The 18041-nt window shown below is 40.1% G+C and carries 20 protein-coding genes; 5 read left to right on the top strand and 15 right to left on the bottom strand.

Annotated elements, in window-relative coordinates; translation table 11 throughout:
* Positions 1 to 187: 187 nt before the first annotated feature.
* From R7M92_RS21135 to R7M92_RS21110, 6 genes are all read right to left on the bottom strand, one after another.
* Entirely contained in the window at positions 188 to 934 is a 747-nt protein-coding gene (locus R7M92_RS21135; protein WP_140199834.1) for a hypothetical protein, read from the bottom strand.
* A gap of 771 nt (positions 935 to 1705) precedes the next feature.
* Positions 1706 to 1981 (bottom strand): putative quinol monooxygenase, encoded by a 276-nt coding sequence (locus tag R7M92_RS21130; RefSeq protein ID WP_031818868.1) that lies wholly within the window; start codon positions 1979 to 1981, stop codon positions 1706 to 1708.
* 165 nt (positions 1982 to 2146) lie between these two features.
* Positions 2147 to 3445 carry a hypothetical protein gene (locus tag R7M92_RS21125; protein WP_318134227.1) on the bottom strand — a complete coding sequence of 433 codons (1299 nt, stop codon included), beginning with the start codon at positions 3443 to 3445 and terminating at the stop codon, positions 2147 to 2149.
* A 13-nt stretch (positions 3446 to 3458) separates the two neighbouring features.
* Entirely contained in the window at positions 3459 to 4682 is a 1224-nt protein-coding gene (locus R7M92_RS21120; protein ID WP_237285528.1) for a hypothetical protein, read from the bottom strand.
* A gap of 1357 nt (positions 4683 to 6039) precedes the next feature.
* Positions 6040 to 6522: a hypothetical protein gene (locus tag R7M92_RS21115; protein ID WP_089202935.1), complete on the bottom strand. Its 483-nt coding sequence runs from the start codon at positions 6520 to 6522 to the stop codon at positions 6040 to 6042.
* A 136-nt stretch (positions 6523 to 6658) separates the two neighbouring features.
* Entirely contained in the window at positions 6659 to 7138 is a 480-nt protein-coding gene (locus R7M92_RS21110; protein ID WP_109883183.1) for a GNAT family N-acetyltransferase, read from the bottom strand.
* 192 nt (positions 7139 to 7330) lie between these two features.
* On the opposite strand from R7M92_RS21110, the gene R7M92_RS21105 reads away from it, so the two are divergent.
* Together R7M92_RS21105 and R7M92_RS21100 are read left to right on the top strand one after the other, a co-directional pair.
* Positions 7331 to 7579, top strand: a complete 249-nt coding sequence (locus R7M92_RS21105) for a type II toxin-antitoxin system Phd/YefM family antitoxin (RefSeq protein ID WP_005377003.1) — start codon at positions 7331 to 7333, stop codon at positions 7577 to 7579.
* Positions 7569 to 7859 (top strand): type II toxin-antitoxin system RelE family toxin, encoded by a 291-nt coding sequence (locus R7M92_RS21100; protein WP_005377002.1) that lies wholly within the window; start codon positions 7569 to 7571, stop codon positions 7857 to 7859. Before R7M92_RS21105 ends, R7M92_RS21100 begins: the two co-directional genes overlap by 11 nt.
* Positions 7860 to 7990: 131 nt before the next feature.
* Here R7M92_RS21100 and R7M92_RS21095 read toward each other — a convergent pair whose 3' ends face one another.
* The 3 genes from R7M92_RS21095 to R7M92_RS21085 form a co-directional block, all read right to left on the bottom strand.
* Positions 7991 to 8608, bottom strand: a complete 618-nt coding sequence (locus R7M92_RS21095; protein ID WP_318134220.1) for a LysE family translocator — start codon at positions 8606 to 8608, stop codon at positions 7991 to 7993.
* 149 nt (positions 8609 to 8757) lie between these two features.
* Entirely contained in the window at positions 8758 to 9849 is a 1092-nt protein-coding gene (locus R7M92_RS21090) for a hypothetical protein (RefSeq protein ID WP_318134218.1), read from the bottom strand.
* Positions 9850 to 9983: 134 nt separating this feature from the next.
* Positions 9984 to 10493, bottom strand: coding sequence for a hypothetical protein (locus R7M92_RS21085; RefSeq protein WP_318134216.1), 510 nt, complete (start codon positions 10491 to 10493; stop codon positions 9984 to 9986).
* Positions 10494 to 10670: 177 nt separating this feature from the next.
* Between R7M92_RS21085 and R7M92_RS21080 the strand changes: the two genes are divergently transcribed.
* Together R7M92_RS21080 and R7M92_RS21075 are read left to right on the top strand one after the other, a co-directional pair.
* Positions 10671 to 10955, top strand: a complete 285-nt coding sequence (locus R7M92_RS21080) for a type II toxin-antitoxin system RelB/DinJ family antitoxin (RefSeq protein ID WP_005398409.1) — start codon at positions 10671 to 10673, stop codon at positions 10953 to 10955.
* Entirely contained in the window at positions 10952 to 11230 is a 279-nt protein-coding gene (locus R7M92_RS21075) for a type II toxin-antitoxin system RelE/ParE family toxin (protein WP_318134214.1), read from the top strand. Before R7M92_RS21080 ends, R7M92_RS21075 begins: the two co-directional genes overlap by 4 nt.
* Positions 11231 to 12153: 923 nt before the next feature.
* On the opposite strand, the gene R7M92_RS21070 is transcribed toward R7M92_RS21075, so the two are convergent.
* A complete protein-coding gene (locus tag R7M92_RS21070; RefSeq protein WP_318134212.1) occupies positions 12154 to 13068 on the bottom strand; it encodes a hypothetical protein in 915 nt (304 codons plus the stop codon).
* Between the two features lie 479 nt (positions 13069 to 13547).
* On the opposite strand from R7M92_RS21070, the gene R7M92_RS21065 reads away from it, so the two are divergent.
* Entirely contained in the window at positions 13548 to 13730 is a 183-nt protein-coding gene (locus R7M92_RS21065) for a YegP family protein (protein ID WP_021448657.1), read from the top strand.
* 421 nt (positions 13731 to 14151) lie between these two features.
* Here R7M92_RS21065 and R7M92_RS21060 read toward each other — a convergent pair whose 3' ends face one another.
* The 5 genes from R7M92_RS21060 to R7M92_RS21040 form a co-directional block, all read right to left on the bottom strand.
* A complete protein-coding gene (locus R7M92_RS21060) occupies positions 14152 to 14562 on the bottom strand; it encodes a hypothetical protein (protein ID WP_318134210.1) in 411 nt (136 codons plus the stop codon).
* A 64-nt stretch (positions 14563 to 14626) separates the two neighbouring features.
* Entirely contained in the window at positions 14627 to 14971 is a 345-nt protein-coding gene (locus R7M92_RS21055; RefSeq protein WP_047104066.1) for a hypothetical protein, read from the bottom strand.
* A 439-nt stretch (positions 14972 to 15410) separates the two neighbouring features.
* On the bottom strand, positions 15411 to 16661 hold the full coding sequence (locus tag R7M92_RS21050; RefSeq protein WP_318134208.1) for a VapE domain-containing protein: 1251 nt from the start codon (positions 16659 to 16661) through the stop codon (positions 15411 to 15413).
* Complete coding sequence (locus R7M92_RS21045; protein WP_021448661.1) at positions 16654 to 16896, bottom strand: helix-turn-helix transcriptional regulator; 243 nt, start codon at positions 16894 to 16896, stop codon at positions 16654 to 16656. Before R7M92_RS21045 ends, R7M92_RS21050 begins: the two co-directional genes overlap by 8 nt.
* 86 nt (positions 16897 to 16982) lie before the next feature.
* A complete protein-coding gene (locus R7M92_RS21040; RefSeq protein ID WP_318134206.1) occupies positions 16983 to 17990 on the bottom strand; it encodes a hypothetical protein in 1008 nt (335 codons plus the stop codon).
* Positions 17991 to 18041: the final 51 nt, after the last annotated feature.

Below are 18041 nucleotides of genomic sequence, written 5' to 3'. Positions count from 1 at the left end.
AACTTGAATCACTTGTCAAAAACACTATGGATAAAGCTGCTAGTAAAAATCGCTTCAAAATAATCCCTCCTAACGCCCTGTTAAGGGGTGAGCAACGCAATACCAATGCCGCCGCATACCACCTTAATCACTAAATCCAACGCATAGTAAAAATGCCACGCGTTGCGAATCACTCTTAAACAGTTTGTTATGTGAATGTATTTTCCAACTGTTTTTTCGAGAACTCTTCGAGCTTGTCTATATTTTCAAAGATTACATTTAAATTTCTGTAAGCAAGCCTAATAGAGTCCCAATCTAGAGCAACATTTTCAAAGTGCGATTCACTACGAGCAAAGTCGTACACGTTATTGATTAATGCTTGTAACTCCGCTGTGTTATATAAACACGATCTAGCATAGGGCTCATTTGAATAATTTTCTTTACAGATACCCTCAAGCCTAGAGTGATGCACTTGTAGTAGCTTAAGAATAACTGCAAGATATCTTGCCACCTCCACATCGGCGTACTTGATACATTCTTTAAATACCTCAAATTGTTCAAGTGGTAACTGAGGGCAATTTAGTGTCAATTGCGTATTTCTGCGACCGATTAACGGTGGAAATGTACAAACTAGAACCATTGCACTTGATGTTAGGTATTTTGATAGTTCACTCAAAGCGTGTGGCAAGAATGCTTTCGCTCCCTCAAACTCTCGTTTCCGTTGTTCAATCGCTTGATAACGAGATACATACAACGCAATTATGCTTGATAAAAATGCCAGCATACCTACGTTTAGAGATTGCCAACTGTGCCAAACTCCATGAACATAACTCCAGTCCCCGTAAAACCAAGGCACGACAAACATAAAAGGCACATATGTAACAAAAAACAATACACCTAGTACTTTAACAGCATTTATATAAAATTCAGACCTAAACGCCCTGAACCAACCCATTGTGATACCTCATTCATTCACATAACGCCGCGTTAAGGGGTGCCGGCACGCAATACATAAGCTTCTGCAATGCACCATAAACACTGAACTCAACGCATATTGAAAATGCCACGCGTGCCAAATCCCTCTTAAACGCTTTGTTATACGCTCGAACGTTTAAGCCAAAATTCTACGACAAGCCCTACTTTGAAACCATGATTTTTATGTGCTTTGATGCACTCAAGTCAGGCTTAGACTTACAGCGACTTGCCACTGAAACCACTTGGAACAAACCACGCCGTAGAAAACGGACTGACAACACCAAAAAGAGCTTTTGAAAAGACAATTTCACAATGAGGACTTTCCACAAACTCACTGAAACCACGTGAACTCACCACACCAAAGAAAGTACCCTTTCAGCGAGTAAAACAGCTTTTAGAAAGGCAAACTCACAGAGCTGAGTTTCAGCGAAAAACACAGCCTGGACTGACCCTGAAAAATCAGCACCAAAGAAGAAAACCATCACACAAACGGCAAGCCGAAAGTGAGCAAAGAACCAAGGAAAATTAAGATTGAAGCCGGAATATCTCGACGCCCAAATACCACGAATCAACGCTGAAAATCGCGATTTTTGACCTGAATTTTTAGACTTTCTTCATATGGCGTATAACGCCTTGCTAAGGTGTGAGTAACGCAATACAAAAGCTACCGCACAGCGCCTTAATCACATAAGCCACCGCAAAGTAAAAATGCCACGCGTGCTGAATCACACTTAAGCAATTTGTTATGCGTTTACTCAAAGATTTCATAGTGACGCTCAACATTTACCGTCACTTTACCCCAGAGAGATGCTTTGACCCTTTGCTGATGATGCGCAAAAGCCATTTTATCTACGAACTCTTCGTAAACATCAAAACGAAGAGGATCTTCTGAGTTTTGGGTAACGCTAAACGTAATACACCCCGACTCTTCGAGTGTAAGACGTTTATGATTTACCAACTCACTTTTTACCGATTCAAGCTCCGATTCAGGAACTAAGATAAAACCTTTCAATGTTACTTTTGACATGAACATCCTCTTGACGCATAACGCCGCATTAAGGTGTGAACAACGCGACCACTGAACTAAACCATACCACCATAAACAATGAACCCAACGATGGAATAAAAATGCCAAGCGTTGGGAATCACTCTTAAATGCTTTGTTAGCTTACTTTCTTGCATTGAATTAAATCTATTTGATATTTTTTTGTTTCCGGTGGTACTCGTTAGCCTGAGCATTGGAAGCGAATATACGATCCATTACATACTCACGCTCACAGTTTTGGTATGCGACCGGATATCTGCTACAACTTATTCGCAGTTTTTCTCTAACTCTATAATATGAATCAAGATACTCTTGTTCAGTAATATATCTTGGAAGATATGAAGCATAGTCAATAGCACTCGAATCGAAGAAGTCATTGCTAGGAAGATATAAGTTTGTCGATACATAATCGTAGCCATGGCTATCAGACTCTGTAGAAGCTTCTACCACACGATATATATATTTAATCCTATACTTATCATCGTAAATATATCTCGAACTACCATTATCACTATCTAAATTCAAGTACAAATCATTCGTTATATTGAACCACTCATCATTCTTAGTAGTGATCTTTTGAGGGATTTTTAATTTTTTTCTATTGCAATTAGGGAAGGCGTTAGATATGTAGTTATTTAAACAAGCAGCTCTTATTAAAAGAGGATCTTTATTATTGTCACTCAAGTACTCCATACTTGGTAACATAAATTTTGCTACTACATGATCATAATTTTTATCAGAAAAAAAATACTTTCCTACACGGCTCGCGTCTCGAATGACAAAACCCCAATATAAATAGTTATTGACAGCATCAACGTAAAAACTAGTTGTCGGCTCAAAAGCTTTATCATCAGAGATCTCTACAGTATCAAAGTTTGGTTTTCCTACCATATTTTCTTGCTCACCAGTCGCTAAATCTGTCATTAATATGGAGTACGAACTATTTTTTTTATAACTGTAAACTTTATTCGTAGAGGCTATAAAGGCGCCACATAGCCCTGTATCAATAACTTGACGGGTAAATAAATCAAACGTTCGGCAAACTCCTCTATCACTTAAATAGACATAACGCCCATCGTTTGAACGCAATATTCCAGGATTACTCAATCTAAGGCTCGGTAATTCAAAACCAAATATCAAAGCACGAATATTGCTTCCATCCATATTAGATATATAATAATCATTGTCAAATTTAAACATCTGCTGTGGATGACTATTTGAGGAATTCCATATTTCCACATTCGGATTTTCTGGTATATTAAGGTCAATACCTAAATAAGGAACGTAAGAATTATCAGCGCTCTTGAGAAAATCTCGCTCAGCCATACGATCAATATCTTTCTCTCTACTTACATCAGAATAATTCACCTCCAAATATACATTCGATAAGATAATTGCTAGTGTTGAACTAAAAGCCAGGGTTAGAAAAACAAGGAATATTTTCATTTTTTCTACATCATTACTCAGCTGCTGAAAAGTTTGATGATTTAAGTAGGCCCTCATATTGTTTAAATTGTCGACTATGAGAGTGCCTATAATCACTCATGGTAGGGTTCGGTGGAAAATATGGGCCAAAATCACTTCCATCCATTTTTTGTTGTACAATCTCAGAAACATATCCCTGTGGGTTAAATATAGTTAGTGATTTAATATAATTATTATTATGCAAATGGTAATCATAGTGTAGCGTTTCAAACAATCCACTCTCGCCTGAAGTACGGTGACGAGAGATCACCCAACTAAAAGGGTGCTGCACAGCATACCATGTATCATTCTGAATGGTAATCTTTGTCTCCATAAATTGTTCTATTAAGTCATACTTACTTCGAATCGCCATGTCTTTACCTCCCTCGCAATAAACGAATTTAGTGTAGGCATTGGACAATAGCTTACCTTCATATCGACATTCGGATTCATCATTATTTAGAGAATCTCCTGCTGAAGAAAGAGCCATTGCTTGAACGAATCCATTTTGGTCCCAAAATAATCGATCTTTTTTTTCATCTATTTTGAAGTAAAACTTAGAGTTAATATCGAGACCTTCAATGTAAATAGGCTCCTCTTCTAAACTGAATAGATTTAAACGGTAAACTTCACCCTTTCTAATAATATAGGCATGTTTGTTATCAGAGGAGAAACTAGTTAAATTGGTATTCTTTTTTGTTGCTAAAATTTGGTCGGTCTTTAAATCATAGAGGGTGTTTTCGGCATATAGAAATCTTCCGTTAGGTGAACGAACGATGAAACTGTAGTAACTATCACTATCAGGGGTAGAAACAGGAAATCGTCTTACATTCGTGCCATTAAAATCCATTGTATAAAGTGAATCAGTCGGCCAATAATAGAACATCAATTGAGGCATTGTATGAATAGCGTCCCATTTTTCAATAGGATGTTCTACCGACATATCTACATCAATTTTCCAAACAATCCTTCCCTTATTCAATCTTTCTTCCAAAGTTTCCCCTTTCTTTTTTGGGAAAGCTCTATCTCGTACAATCTCATCGAGTTGGTTTTGAAAACTTTCACTTTCGCGTGAAAACTGTTGTTGAAAATTTGATTGCTCACTCGCTGAGCTTAGTGTTGAGAAAATTAATAGAAGCCAGAGTCCTGCATAGGATAGGCGAAGTGAAATTTTAGAACTATTCATTTTTACCACTGATAGTTGTTTAGCTTGAGTCACTAACCTCATAGTAACCAAAACCAGCTCAACGGCAAAGTTAAACTAATCATTCGAACTCGCTTTTGGCTACAAGCCTACCTTAAAAGTTTTACCTTTCCACCTTTTAAGCTAACGCCGCGTTAAGTGGTGAACAACGCCAGCCACCAAACCTAAACCATTGTACCTTAAACACTTAACCTGACTAGAACTGAAATCGCTAAGCGTTGTGAATCCGTCTTGAACGCCTTGTTAGGCGAAGTTTCACACCAGTGTTTAAGTTGTTTTGAAAGCAGATTACCCGAAACAAAATAAGCAACCAAACACCCACTGATTTTTTGTGATTCAAGAACCACAAAACTCACTATGTTTCAGCCAAAATTCCAACGACCACGAAATACAGACCTTCAGCAACAACGCAGGTTTTGAACCCAAAAATGCCAAAGAGACAAACTAACAGCGCAATCGAAAGCCTCAATTGACTTGCCCTGCCACACTTTGAGCCAGTGAAACTCACAACCAACCGACTGTGAAAGCCAATGAGGCAACCCACGAAATTTGGCATGTTTTACGGCTGGAGAGATTAAAAAACTTAAGCCGACAATGTTAAGTTGCCGACATAGAAAAGCGAAAGGCCAAAGAGATATAAGAAGATGAGAACAAATAACTTTCCTGCCCGTCGCCTAACGCCCTGTTAAGTAGTGAGGCATGCAATACAAAGGCTTCTGCACTACTCCGTAAACACTAAAATCACTGCAAACCAAAAATGCCACGCATGCCGAATCTGCTTGAACAGTTTGTTATGTTTTACCACAACTGACTCGCTCACATAGCAAAGAACTGAATTGCATAAGAAATTGTTTAACTTGCGTCACACCACTTTGTGGAATTAACCGGCAAAAGCGATAAACACAAAGCGCGTAATTCCCAGGAATTTGATTGAGGCGACTTTGATGGATTTTAGCGAGCGAATGCATCTCTTTCAAAACAGCGAAAAACAAAACCCAAATTGCCGAAAGCCCCGCTGCCGATTTGCTGATTGGGAAATAGAACCGAAGCGATTTTAAGCCAGACTAATTACCAACGCGCAGGCGCGACTTCGAATTGAAGCAACCCACGAATTTTTAAGCGTGATTATTTTTGAGAGATTCATGAACTTGGGCAGACAATATTGAATTGCTGAGACAACTCGAAAAAATTGCCAAAGAGACCAAAGAAATAAGCGCCAATAAACCTTTTATTTCGTCTAAATCAACGTGAAACATAACGCCCTGTTAAGGTGTGAGCAACGCAATACCGAAGCTCCCGCATATCACCTTAAACACTAAAACCAACGCATAGTAAAAATGCCACGCGTTGCGAATCACTCTTAAACAGTTTGTTATAAGGTTAATAGCGCTAGGATTAGCCCGCCTACTACCGTGCCGATAACTGCAACTACCGTTTGACTAAACATAGAGCTACCAACTAGCTTTTTAACCGATGACGTTTCTTGAACTTCACCCGCTGCTGATGTTAAAAACTGGTCAGTAACATCATCACCACAATCTTTAATTTCGCTATCTTGATATCCATATCCGGGACTGATGAGAACAATCGGACTTCCAGTGTTAAAGTCGTCAATTTCTTTACGACTACGCTCCTGAAGTTTCTGTAGTTCTGCTTTATGAGAGAACCGGGTAGATATAACTCGAATGCTTTTCAACGAACGCGTTTCAATAACAGAGCCAGACACCAATAATCTGACACCCTTTTTATAAGGTAAAACAAACTTGGCAAACAGTTCAGGCTCAGAGAGATCTTTGAACAAGCAAATCCATGAATCACTGTCTTTTTCTTTGATTAATACGTGATAGTTACTCATTACTTTATTTAACCTTATAACGCCGCGTTAAGGGGCAGCAACGCGCTACCACAGACATCAATTTACCACCGTAAACACAAATACCAAGATGTGAGCCAAACTCGCCACGCGTTGACTGTCCCTCTTGAACGCTTTGTTAGGCATAGGACGCTTTGTTTAGCACCCATTTTTCCAGCTCTTCATTGTCATCATCAACGACAATACCTGTAAAAACGAAATTGTTAGCTTTTACAACATTAAGTGAAGCTACATTGATTGAAGAAATCAAAGCAACTACGTTTTCAACCACACCTGTTCCAAACGCTAAATCGCAAAGTTGGTTAACTGCAGACTTTGCCAACCCACGACCTTGTTGCTTAGGTGCAACATTGTATCCAATTTCCACCTCACCAGCTTTGGGCTCATATTTAAAGCCACAAAAGCCAACAACATTATCTTGAAATAACATCATATAAGGCAGTGACCATATTTCAGCCCCAGCTTTTTGAGCTTGTTGCAATGAACGATTGAGTACATGATTAGGTGGAATAGAACCATTACAAAAATCAATTTCTTTCCCTGTTGTTCCACTAATCAATTGATTCAGCTGTTTCTTATTTATCTGCTGTAGTTTCATTTTCCACTCTATGCCTAACGCCTTGCTAAGGTGTGAGCAACGCAATACCTTAGCCTCCGCATAATACCTTAAACACTTAAACCGACGCATAGTAAAAATGCCACGCGTTGCGAATCACTCTTAAGCAACTTGTTATACCGCTTGGTTGAGGCTAAAATGACCAACATAAAGACCACTTAAGAGACCTATTATATGACCACTAGAATTTTAGCCGATGTTGCTGCAAGCATTACTGAGTTGAAAGCTAACCCTATGAAAGTTGCAACTAGTGCTTACGGCGAACCTGTTGCTGTATTAAACCGAAATGAACCAGCATTTTATTGCGTACCTGCCGAGGCGTACGAAATGATGATGGACAGACTCGAAGATCTTGAACTACTAGCTATCGCTAAAGAGCGTGAATCTGAAGAGAGCATTTCGGTAAATATTGATGACCTATAAACTCGACTTTAAAAAGAGCGCACTCAAAGAGTGGAAAAAGCTTGGTTCTACTCTGCAACAACAATTTAAGAAAAAGCTAATCGAGCGCTTAGATAACCCACATGTTCCGGCTTCAAAACTTTCTGGAGCTGACAACATGTATAAAATTAAATTGCGTCAATCAGGCTACCGTCTCGTCTACAAAGTTGAAGATGATGTCATCATTGTAACCGTCCTAGCAGTTGGAAAGCGCGAACGTAGCGATGTTTACCGTAAAGCCATGAAAAGGTTAGATGACTGATTGCGGTATAACGCCTTGTTAAGGTGTGAGGCACGCAATACCTAAGCCTCCGCATACCACCTTAAACACTAAACCTAACGCATCGTAAAAATGCCACGCGTGCCGAATCACTCTTGAACAGTTTGTTAGTTTTATTGCTGGCGACTCAGTAACAAGCTTGCTCCAGACATAGCCAAGAAAGTTGCACAACCTCTATTGAAGCGCTTTGCCATTTTCAGCTTCGTAAACCACTGTCTTAGGTATATTCCAAATATCGCATAAATCGATATTGCACCCATTTCTAAAATTAGGAACGTAGCCCCTAGAGCGAAGAACTGTTCATTTACACTAGATGAAACATCGACGAACTGTGGTAGAAAAGCAGTAAAGATTAAGATCGCCTTTGGATTACCGGCGGCTAGCAAAAATTCTTGTTTAGCCAAACCTAGTCGGTTGCGAGTGTTCCCTAGCTCAGAAACAGGACTTGCTTCCGAACGCCAAAGATTAAAGGCAATCCACAACAAATAAGCCGCACCCACAATTTTAATCGTTAGAAATAGAGTCTCAGAAGCATAGAGAACGACGGCTAAACCAGAAGCAGCCAAGGCAATCATTACAGCGAATGCGGCAATACGACCAAGTCCAGCAATAAAAGCGGACTTGAAGCCGTAGCAACGAGCATTGTTCATGGACAATAGATTGTTTGGACCAGGAGTCATATTGAGCGCAAAACACGCAGGTATAAAGAACAATAACTTCCAGATTTCCACAATATTTCCTCCATAAAACTAACGCCCAATTAAGGGGTGAACAATGCTACCACCCACACCTAAAACATTGTGCCATAAACACTAAATTTGAAGTAGAAGCAAAAGTGCCAAGCGTTGTGAATCCCTCTTAAATTGCTTGTTATATCTCATTACACCATTGTTATTAGCCTAAGCTTATGATTACTCGGGATGTACTCCAAGGAAACCATCATGCGTACCGGCAGCTGGTTATCTACGTGTTTTTCAATAAGTATATTAAATTTAGTTATGTCATATTCTTTTAAATAGGTAAGATTATAAATGTAATTGTCACTTATCTTACTTCTTATGAGCGCTTCAAGTTCCTGTTTATCAAAATGAATAAGCTCTGATTTTTTCATTCTACCTGTTTTGTTTTCTTTTAAATAAGTGAGCTTTCTTTCATCAATCTCAACATCGAAATTATCAATAGCTAATACGTTACTTGTGATAGAGTTTATAGAAAAGTCAGTATCTCTCTTGAAACCATCATATACACGGCGCTCGACTTTATACGAGAGAAAAACCCCATATAAGGAATCCTGAACACTAATACATCTGTAGCCATTTTCCTCGAATGCATAGCCACTCATATTTACGTTTTCTGAGTGATCTCTATCATCCTCATGACCACAGATAATGAAGTTTTTGTGCTTAATAAAGGATCTAACAAGAGTTGTTGAAGCATAGTTTTTCATGAAGCCAGAGAAAGTTACATCAATATATCCCGTGTACGGTTTGTAATTCCCCAAACCATTATTTAAAGTTTCAATGAAGTTATCAGAAACATTATTAATGTACACTAAGAAATATTGACTACCATGCTTATACTCGCTTGGGTTCATAGCTTTAATACTTGCAACCAGTTCACTATAGAGAACATCTTGATTTAATCCATGATCTATATAATCGCCACACAGAAAACTATGACTTGTGCGTCTATCTAACAAAGGTATTATTTTCTCGAATACTTCTCCACCATACCAAGAGCTATCAATTTGAAGAGAGTCAAAGACTAAAATCACTTCTTTTTTGTCAATTGATGGGGTAAGGCAGTTTCTTAACTCCTGATAATTTACAGACTTATCTTTCAAAGTCCCTATCAACTCATGAAACATTCTATTTATCTCCAAATAAATGGATTCATGAGTCATTTGGAAGTAATCAGCCATTACTTCCAACATGCAATGTTCTCTTGCATCAATCGTATAAATTGTTTCCATAGAACCTCTGTGAGATATAACGCTCTGTTAAGGTGTGAGCAACGCAATACCGATGCCGCCGCATACCACCTTAACCACTAAAACTAACGCATAGTAAAAATGCCACGCGTTGCGAATCACTCTTAAACAGTTTGTTATGTTCGTAGCTTTTGTAGTCCTCGAATCGCCCTGTTAGTCGACTCTACCAAGTCAGCCCGTTTCAATTTTTCTCGAATTGCCAATGCTTCTATGAACTGTTGCTCTGCCAGTTTATAATTGCCAACCTCAACGTTCAATTTACCAAAATGCTGCAAGCTAAAACTCAAAGAAAGATCACAAGCAAAGTCCTGGCTTTTTAAGAAGGCTTTTTCAGCGCCAATCATGTCACCTGAATATTGCAGAGCCATACCTGAAACATGGGTTGACCAGAACTTGTTCTTAACGCTAGACGTTGAAGTATGCACTTTGGAAGCCATCCGATAAGCTAACTTACAAAGCCCAATGATTCGTAAACAATCGGCTATCAAGATTAGCTGCCATTCTAGCTTCTCTTTTTTGTTTGAAAGCTTGAATACGAGGGCTTTATACAGCTTTACAACAAGTTTCTGAAAAACGCCAAAAGTTACCCTGTCCCTTTGATATTCCAACATATCCTCCAAGAACATAACGCCCAATTAAGGTGTGAGGCACGCAATACGATGCTCCCACATACAACCTTAATCACTAAAACCAACGCATAGTAAAAATGCCACGCGTGCCGAATCACTCTTAAATTGTTTGTTAGTTGCCCATCTCAGAGCCTAGTGCTAACATTTGTACATACACCAACAAAGGAATACATCATGGACACTAGAATTCAATTTCGTGTTGATGAAGAAACAAAACGCCTAGCTCAACAAATGGCTGAGAGCCAAGGTCGAACTTTAAGTGATGCTTGCCGTGAACTTACTGAGCAACTAGCTGAACAACAAAGAAAAACATTATCTCACGATGCATGGCTAACTGAACAAGTAAACCTAGCATTTGAGAAGTTTGACTCAGGAAAATCCGTTTTCGTTGAGCACCAAACAGCTAAGTCTCGAATGGAAGAGCGCAAAGCCAGAATCCGTAATCGAGGTAAGCAATGATTTTATGGGAAGAAGAGTCACTTAATGATCGTGAAAAGATCTTTGAGTTTCTCTATGACTTCAACCCTGATGCTGCAGAAAAAACTGACAACCTCATTGAAGCAAAAGTAGAAAACTTGCTTGAACAACCTTTAATGGGTGTGCAACGAGATGGTATCCGCGGACGATTACTCATCATTCCTGAGACTTCGATGATTGTCTCTTACTGGATTGAGGGCGATATCATCCGAGTTATGCGTGTACTACACCAGAAACAAAAATTCCCTACGGATTGATTGCTTCCTCTGGGGAACTAACGCCCTGTTAAGGGATAATAAAATAAACATAAAATCCATAAAATACAGTAATTTATAAAACAAAATAGATATAACTCAAAAGGATATGTAGCACATGTGTAGCTATCGAAGTAAACAGCCATAAAGCTCTACTAACTCACATTTGGACATTTTTGAGTTAGTGATTTTGCTAAATTAGCGAAATACTGATTAGTTTATGTATGGATGGGCTTCAAATGCGTGGCCAAACTCCTTTGGCCACTACAAACGGTAGGATTAGTATCCCATTAACCAACCAAGGTGTGTTAGCTCCAAGAATGGTAAGAATGCTGAAAATTGGCTAGGACATTCGTGACGTGCACCATCCAGTGGACGTTAATGATATTGCCCCTATGAAGATGCCCCTGCGCTATGTGACGAAGTATTGGCAGTGATTACCAAGCTTCCTCAAAAAGTAAACGGCTATTTACTTTCATTGATTACCAGTTCGCTAGTGGCCATCTTCACTAAACCTTTAATCGCAAGTCTCGGGTGGAAGAACATAAGTTTTGCTTGAGAACTTCAATGCAAGCTCCCGTTCAGATACACATTCAATATAGCCTTTCTCATTAAGCTCTTGTTTTGTTGATACATTCGTATGCCAACCATATGCAAAGGAAGCCAAGAATAAGCAGCTTAGAACTAGCACAACCGCTTTAGGTAACCATCTTAAGCATCGGCCAGTAGTGAATACTATCAATGACAATAACGATGCAGTGATCATTGCGTAGCTAAGAGCCAGTAATGACGCGTCATTTAGTGGGCTGTATATTTTGACCACATTTGGGAGACTTTCTGAGTCGTAAAGGCCATTGGTAGAGAACGGGACTATGAGCAGTGATGATGCTATGCATGCCGCCAAAAATAGTCCAGAGCGAAAACGATTAATTTTCATCAATCAACCTCTCAATTTCTTTTTTCATTGGTTCGGTGAACTTGTATTGGTCATCAATAGCCGAAACAACTTTACCAATACCGAAAGCAGTAAGCACAAAGAAACCCAACAATAACGCTGTTGGTGGCGCTGCAAACGCTGCGGTAACTCCAACTCTAAGCCCTATCGTTATGCCTTGAGCAATCACACCAGCAACCACACCTTTTGATACATCCGATGTAAACTGTCCTACTACCTCACCTAGCGTTTTTTCATCGTGCAATATGTAATCAACTGCATTAACCGCACCAATGAACACAAGTTCTACATAGATATTGCTGCTCAAGAAACTGACATTGCCTCGAACGGTGTTTAGGTCGTGGCCAATTTTAAGCATTTTAGACGTTGCTTCCTGCCAACGGACACCTAAATCTAAATATCGAGGCTTGTAGTTCTCAACCACAATGTTCATTACACCATTGATATTGACGGCTTTGGCGGTTGCCCCAAATCCACCGAGATCTTTGGCCACGTCATAAGCGTCTTTAAGTCCCTTGCTAACGCCAGTGTAGTCCTTACCTATAGTGAGCTGTCCGTGCGTGTCTTTAATGAGCAAATCCAAATACTCGTTGGCTTCTTCAACGGTTAGTACGGCAATACTGACGTTCTCTTGTTGAGAGGTGTCCCATTGATATTCTTTAGCTTGCTTTTGTAAATCATCGTCCCATTCTTTTTCTGTTAAGCCATAAGCTTGTTGGGCAGCTTTGCGTTCAGCAAGAACGCGCTCTCTATTTTCAGCCCATCGTTTCTCATCGCTCGCGGTATATCTCAGCTCTTCCTGACGTTCTAGGCGTTGACATACTGTACGTTCTCTTGTGGTTTTTTGTCTTTCTACTGGATCTACAGGAGCGGATTCATACCTCATGGGGTTTAGTTTTACTAGTAAATGAAAAAGGATAATAACAATATTTTCAGTGCTTTATCATTCCCCAACAAGATCCCTCGAGGAATTAACTGGTTAAATAGGCAAATTATCAAGTCAAACAAGCAATAGTGAAGGGGCAAGTTATGTTGGTTTGTATTCTATCGGATAACTTTTTGTAGGGTAAATTTACATCAGCAAGATATGAAAGAGCATTTACTCTGAATGACTTTGGGGCAGAAACGTGCCAGTGACTTTGCTAATTTAGCATGATATCAATTGAGTCAAATATGGTGCTCCTCTAGTTTACTGACCAAATTCATCTTTCCACTACACTTTCGAATTCATTGAAACCGCGACAAATCATAATTTGCTCACAAAACACGCAAAATGCACTTGAGTTGATATGCAATAAGATAAATAAATATATCTGTGTGAGAAATCGTTCTCATAACTTACATTTACCCCAAAGGAGTAAACAGATGGGCAAGTATGTAATTAAGAAATCTACAAAGGATACCGTTCAACCATACTACTTTGTACTTAAAGCAGACAACGGACAAGTGATTGCGACCAGTGAAATGTACGCTTCAAAGCAAGGGGCAGAAAATGGTATCGCCTCTGTTAAGAATAACGCAGACTCAGTAACTGTTGACGAGTCTTAAAATGATCCAGTTTCTGGCTTATAGCTGTCAACAAAGCCACCTACCAAGGTGGCTTTTTAGGTAACAGTGTTATTCAATTTTATTGGAAAATTTAACAATATCGAAAGTGTTTAAGCTCAGACCCATCACTAACTCCTACCTAAGCAATAGACAGATTGCAATCGGCACTTTTGTTTTAATTTACCATTACACCTGATGTGCGCATTCAAGATGTTAAATGCATAAAAATTAGTTCAGTCAAAGACAAGCCAGTAGAAATACTAAGAGGACTCGCGTTAGCGCAGTTTGGGGGATAAATGAGCTAGAGTAACCTGTTATATCTGAACCCAGACACCCCTACTTTCATGTAATATTATTATCTAAATTGAAGCTAGGGCAGTCAGGTTGGCTATGATATTACGACAACCAACCTGTATTGCGGTTAGTCTCTAAACTTGAGTTGTTCTCCAACAACTTGGATGTTGAACATATCAACTTGTTCTGAGATTTGATTTACTTTGTGCTTATCGATACCTTCTAGCTCACCTTCATCAGGCCAGTTAAAAGCGCCCAACACAGTAAGTGTCTCATTCAGTTTTGCATGTTTTCCTTTATCGACCAAACGTTCTAGCTCTAACGACTCTTGCTCAGAGCACGCTTGTAGCTTCAAGTTGTTAATATAGAGAACAACCTTTACCTTGTCCTCTTTAGATAACAAGTCAAACCATTCGTTACGAGGAAACAACTCTTTGCTTTGCTTTTCTTTAGCGATGCATTTCTCTCTCTGAATAATCCAGTTGAGAGTCGCCTCTTTAGTCTGTTTATCCATATGGAATTTTGTTACCCAATCCATATTTATGGATTCCGCTACAGCATTGGAGCTACTAAAGAGAACAAGGGATAACAATCCAATAAATTTATAATGACGCATTAGATACACACTTCCAAAATTTTTGTTCTTCACCGCTGGTTTGCCAAGTCATTGGCTCCGCAACCTGATAAATTCGACTACGAGTAACGGCGCTTGTGGCCAACATTGCATTACCAAACGTTTCCCAGTCATACTCTCGAATGGTGACCAGTTTTTCGAATGGACTGGAGGTGACACTGGGTGTTCCAAAAACAGCATAAAAAGGCGTTGCCGCTAGTACACCTGACAAAAGATTGCCACTTTCCATGATGCTTTTTATATCTCCTATAGCTCCCTTACTTTTACGACTAAGAGCCATATCTTTTACATCACAATACCCCAAAGATGCCATTTACTTTTCCTACCACTTTAAAAAATCACTTGTATCATACTGTTTTTAATGGCTTTTATTAATGTATTGGTGACAAAAAAGTCAATATCACTATAAAAAAGTGCACTTTGGGTTGTTTTATTGATAATACAACGTCCGCGATATCGATAGACAGAGAGCAGCATTCTCTGAGTGACAAGTCATGTCTTTAGCTCGAATTGTACAGCACTTGCACAGCAAAGCGATACGCTATCTTTTTAAGTTCTCTTTTTGGGAGGCCGATACCAGTTAGGGCAAAGCCAAAACTAATTCCTCAATACGCAACCAGGGACCTTAAAGCTGAATGTTTTATCTATTACATGCCGAGGGTGATGTGTCGTTTTCTGAAAGTAGAACAACTTACCCCACCTACCCCACTTAATATCGATTCAAGTGGAGTAAGTGGGGTAAGTTTAAGTACTTAGCAAAATGACGTTTGAGGACGAACGGTAGGGAAACAGTAGCGGTTTGAGCCGTTGAGCATTTTCTTTTCTAACTTACCGTCTTTAGTCAGTTGGTTGAGCGCTTTACCAATCACATTTCCTTTTGATGTGTCAGCGTTGATAACTTCACATATCTGTTTGGTTGATAACCACTCTCTCGCTTTACCTGTACATTCTTCTAGGTGGTCGTTTAGCAAGTTATACCAGTTGCCTTTATCTACGTATTTGGATGACTCTTGCGACACTTGCGCTTGAATGTCAGACGACAACATCCAAGGATGATGTTCAACCATGAATTTGTGTTTCACCTCTAACCAGAATTGGCGCAGATTCTCTGGTTGGTTCAGCGTTAGCTCACCCGTTGGTTTGTAGTCCCAACCCAATATGTTATTAAGCGTATCCATGTCCGTTTCGCCCACCAGCTCAATGACGGCGTAGCGGGTATTTCCGGTTTCGTCTTTTAGAAAGTCCGTGCCGTTTACCGTCGCAATGAGGTTGGTTTGTCGGTCTTTCTTAATGTCATTACGTGCATAAGGAGGACGCACCGTATCGCAAGCTCTTGTCACGAACGCTTTCAACGCCCCTTGGCAGTTTTTGGTTGAGCGTTCTAGTTCACCCAATTCCACTATCCATGAGCGAATAACGGTCAGCACACTGTCTTTGTTATCAGGGTTGAGCTCTGCGCCTTCAAGAAACGCACTTGGCATCACATTGGCAATTCGTTCAACGAACGCGGTCTTTTTAAAGGATTGCTCACCTTGTAAAACAGGCACGAGCTTGGATTTAAAGCTACCCACAAAAAGACATGCTACACAGCCCACCAGCCAGTGTAGCAACACAATGTTAGAGAGCGCGGGATTCTTAGTCTCTAAGCAATTAAGCACTGCTTCCACGCGGGGCTTTCTATCCCACTCGCCATCAAGCCAATCAGCGATTGGATGGTAACTACTTTCATGTGCCACGGCGTTAAAGTGGTCATCAATCGCGGATTTGAGCAATGTGTAAATTGACGCCAACGATACAAGCTCACTTCTGACGATATCAGGCGAACCCATACAAACTTTGCCTTTGAATATATCTGGCTCTAACGTCATTTTGTTGAGCTTGGCTTGGTAGCCCGTACTCTTCAGTAATGCTTTCAAGTTATCAGCCGTGTTCAATACGATTTGTTGGCCGGACTCCTTATATCTGACATGGGGAAATTCTGGTGCATTGCTATCGTTAAGCATGGAAGCCCTCCCCTTGTAGCAAGTGGTCACGTTTGACATGACTATCTAACCACTGGTCTAAGTCTTCTTTGAGATAACGGACTGCACGACCAATTTTAATGAAAGGAGGCGCAGCAGTTCGGTTCTTGCGCTGCCCTTCCATACGAGCTTGGCGTAAAAATGAACGGCTCATACCAATGTAAAGCGCCGTTTCTTGTTCTGTGTATACACGTTTATCAAGTGTGGTTTGAGTCATGTTGTTGTTCCCTCTTGTTCATTGAGGTTTCAACTTAACGACCACAAACGTCATATGACGTTATCAACGACGATGACGACGACGTTTTATTTTGACGGCCTAATTTGCCTCCTTACGTCGACCAATACATTCTTTCTGAATGAGTCATAAGACATGGTGTTTTCATTATCCCCACGGCCAAACCACGTCACCGAGTCCTGAGTAATGCTTTCAATCAACGCATCAACATCAAATTGACGGTTAAACTCGTTCGCTCTCACGTCCTGCCTTATCATGTTCCAAACCTTATCCGCTCTGGCTTGGGGATTGAGCGTTAATACTCGATGAGCAATTTGTGCAATGGGGTGGATTGGCATCGGTTGGATAACCGAATCCAACCCGAGTTCAGTAGGCGCATTAACCGACTCAATACACTGACCAGCAGTCTGGATAACCGTTGAGCCTAATGTTGCCTTAACCGTATCAACCGCTTGGCAACCACGATTCAATAGTACTGCTTTACCAAAAACATCAACGACCTGCTCCATATCAACGCGTATTTGACTGGGTTTAACCGTTAACGCATCGGTTGAAAGGCGTTGACCGCGTTGACTTGGGTAGTGTTCAACAAGTTGATGCGTTACGTCGTTAGAGAAAATGGCGGATGCTTTAGTAATGAACTCACCAACCACGCTCTCTGTGGTTAGAGAGGCATTAACCGCGGCATAAGTAACAAACGCTTTATTCGGTTGGGAGAGTACATTAGGTGTGTATTTAAAGTGCGCTTGTAATACATTGTCAAACGCTTCAGTAACCGAACGCCAACGGTTGATACCATGCATCTCAACGATGATGACGTGTTTAACCGGTATAGATTCTAATGAAAGCGCAAACCGCTTGGATGAGCGTTCAGTTAGTTGGACAATGCCTTTATAGTCGAAGATAGCAGCCACAGATTGGCTGGGTGGATGAATTGCACCAAGACTCGAAGCAGAAATATCGGCAAACAAACACAACTTCTCTTCTTCAATGACTTCTAGTATGTCCCATTGGGTTAAACAGGTTTTATCGCAGACTTCCTCAAGCCTTACATAGCGGCGTTTAAACTGGCTCACTTCAATCCCTTGTTGAGTTAACAATTTCAACAACGAATTACAGCACCAAGA

This window comes from Vibrio sp. Vb2880 (assembly GCF_033337975.1).
GTDB lineage: Bacteria > Pseudomonadota > Gammaproteobacteria > Enterobacterales > Vibrionaceae > Vibrio > Vibrio alginolyticus.
The sequence above is the reverse complement of the archived record's forward strand: the minus strand, read 5'-3'. Positions and strand labels throughout refer to the sequence as shown.

What these genes read in the sequence shown, in the direction of transcription:
- R7M92_RS21110 (WP_109883183.1), bottom strand. Translation starts at nt 7,138, where the DNA reads ATGAAACTACAGCAGATAAATAAGAAACAGCTGAATCAATTGATTAGT.
- R7M92_RS21080 (WP_005398409.1), top strand. Translation starts at nt 10,671, where the DNA reads ATGGACACTAGAATTCAATTTCGTGTTGATGAAGAAACAAAACGCCTA.
- R7M92_RS21065 (WP_021448657.1), top strand. Translation starts at nt 13,548, where the DNA reads ATGGGCAAGTATGTAATTAAGAAATCTACAAAGGATACCGTTCAACCA.
- R7M92_RS21060 (WP_318134210.1), bottom strand. Translation starts at nt 14,562, where the DNA reads ATGGATTGGGTAACAAAATTCCATATGGATAAACAGACTAAAGAGGCG.
- R7M92_RS21090 (WP_318134218.1), bottom strand. Translation starts at nt 9,849, where the DNA reads ATGGAAACAATTTATACGATTGATGCAAGAGAACATTGCATGTTGGAA.
- R7M92_RS21055 (WP_047104066.1), bottom strand. Translation starts at nt 14,971, where the DNA reads ATGGCATCTTTGGGGTATTGTGATGTAAAAGATATGGCTCTTAGTCGT.
- R7M92_RS21130 (WP_031818868.1), bottom strand. Translation starts at nt 1,981, where the DNA reads ATGTCAAAAGTAACATTGAAAGGTTTTATCTTAGTTCCTGAATCGGAG.
- R7M92_RS21135 (WP_140199834.1), bottom strand. Translation starts at nt 934, where the DNA reads ATGGGTTGGTTCAGGGCGTTTAGGTCTGAATTTTATATAAATGCTGTT.
- R7M92_RS21125 (WP_318134227.1), bottom strand. Translation starts at nt 3,445, where the DNA reads ATGAAAATATTCCTTGTTTTTCTAACCCTGGCTTTTAGTTCAACACTA.
- R7M92_RS21115 (WP_089202935.1), bottom strand. Translation starts at nt 6,522, where the DNA reads ATGAGTAACTATCACGTATTAATCAAAGAAAAAGACAGTGATTCATGG.
- R7M92_RS21045 (WP_021448661.1), bottom strand. Translation starts at nt 16,896, where the DNA reads ATGACTCAAACCACACTTGATAAACGTGTATACACAGAACAAGAAACG.
- R7M92_RS21070 (WP_318134212.1), bottom strand. Translation starts at nt 13,068, where the DNA reads ATGAGGTATGAATCCGCTCCTGTAGATCCAGTAGAAAGACAAAAAACC.
- R7M92_RS21105 (WP_005377003.1), top strand. Translation starts at nt 7,331, where the DNA reads ATGACCACTAGAATTTTAGCCGATGTTGCTGCAAGCATTACTGAGTTG.
- R7M92_RS21050 (WP_318134208.1), bottom strand. Translation starts at nt 16,661, where the DNA reads ATGCTTAACGATAGCAATGCACCAGAATTTCCCCATGTCAGATATAAG.
- R7M92_RS21085 (WP_318134216.1), bottom strand. Translation starts at nt 10,493, where the DNA reads ATGTTCTTGGAGGATATGTTGGAATATCAAAGGGACAGGGTAACTTTT.
- R7M92_RS21100 (WP_005377002.1), top strand. Translation starts at nt 7,569, where the DNA reads ATGACCTATAAACTCGACTTTAAAAAGAGCGCACTCAAAGAGTGGAAA.
- R7M92_RS21075 (WP_318134214.1), top strand. Translation starts at nt 10,952, where the DNA reads ATGATTTTATGGGAAGAAGAGTCACTTAATGATCGTGAAAAGATCTTT.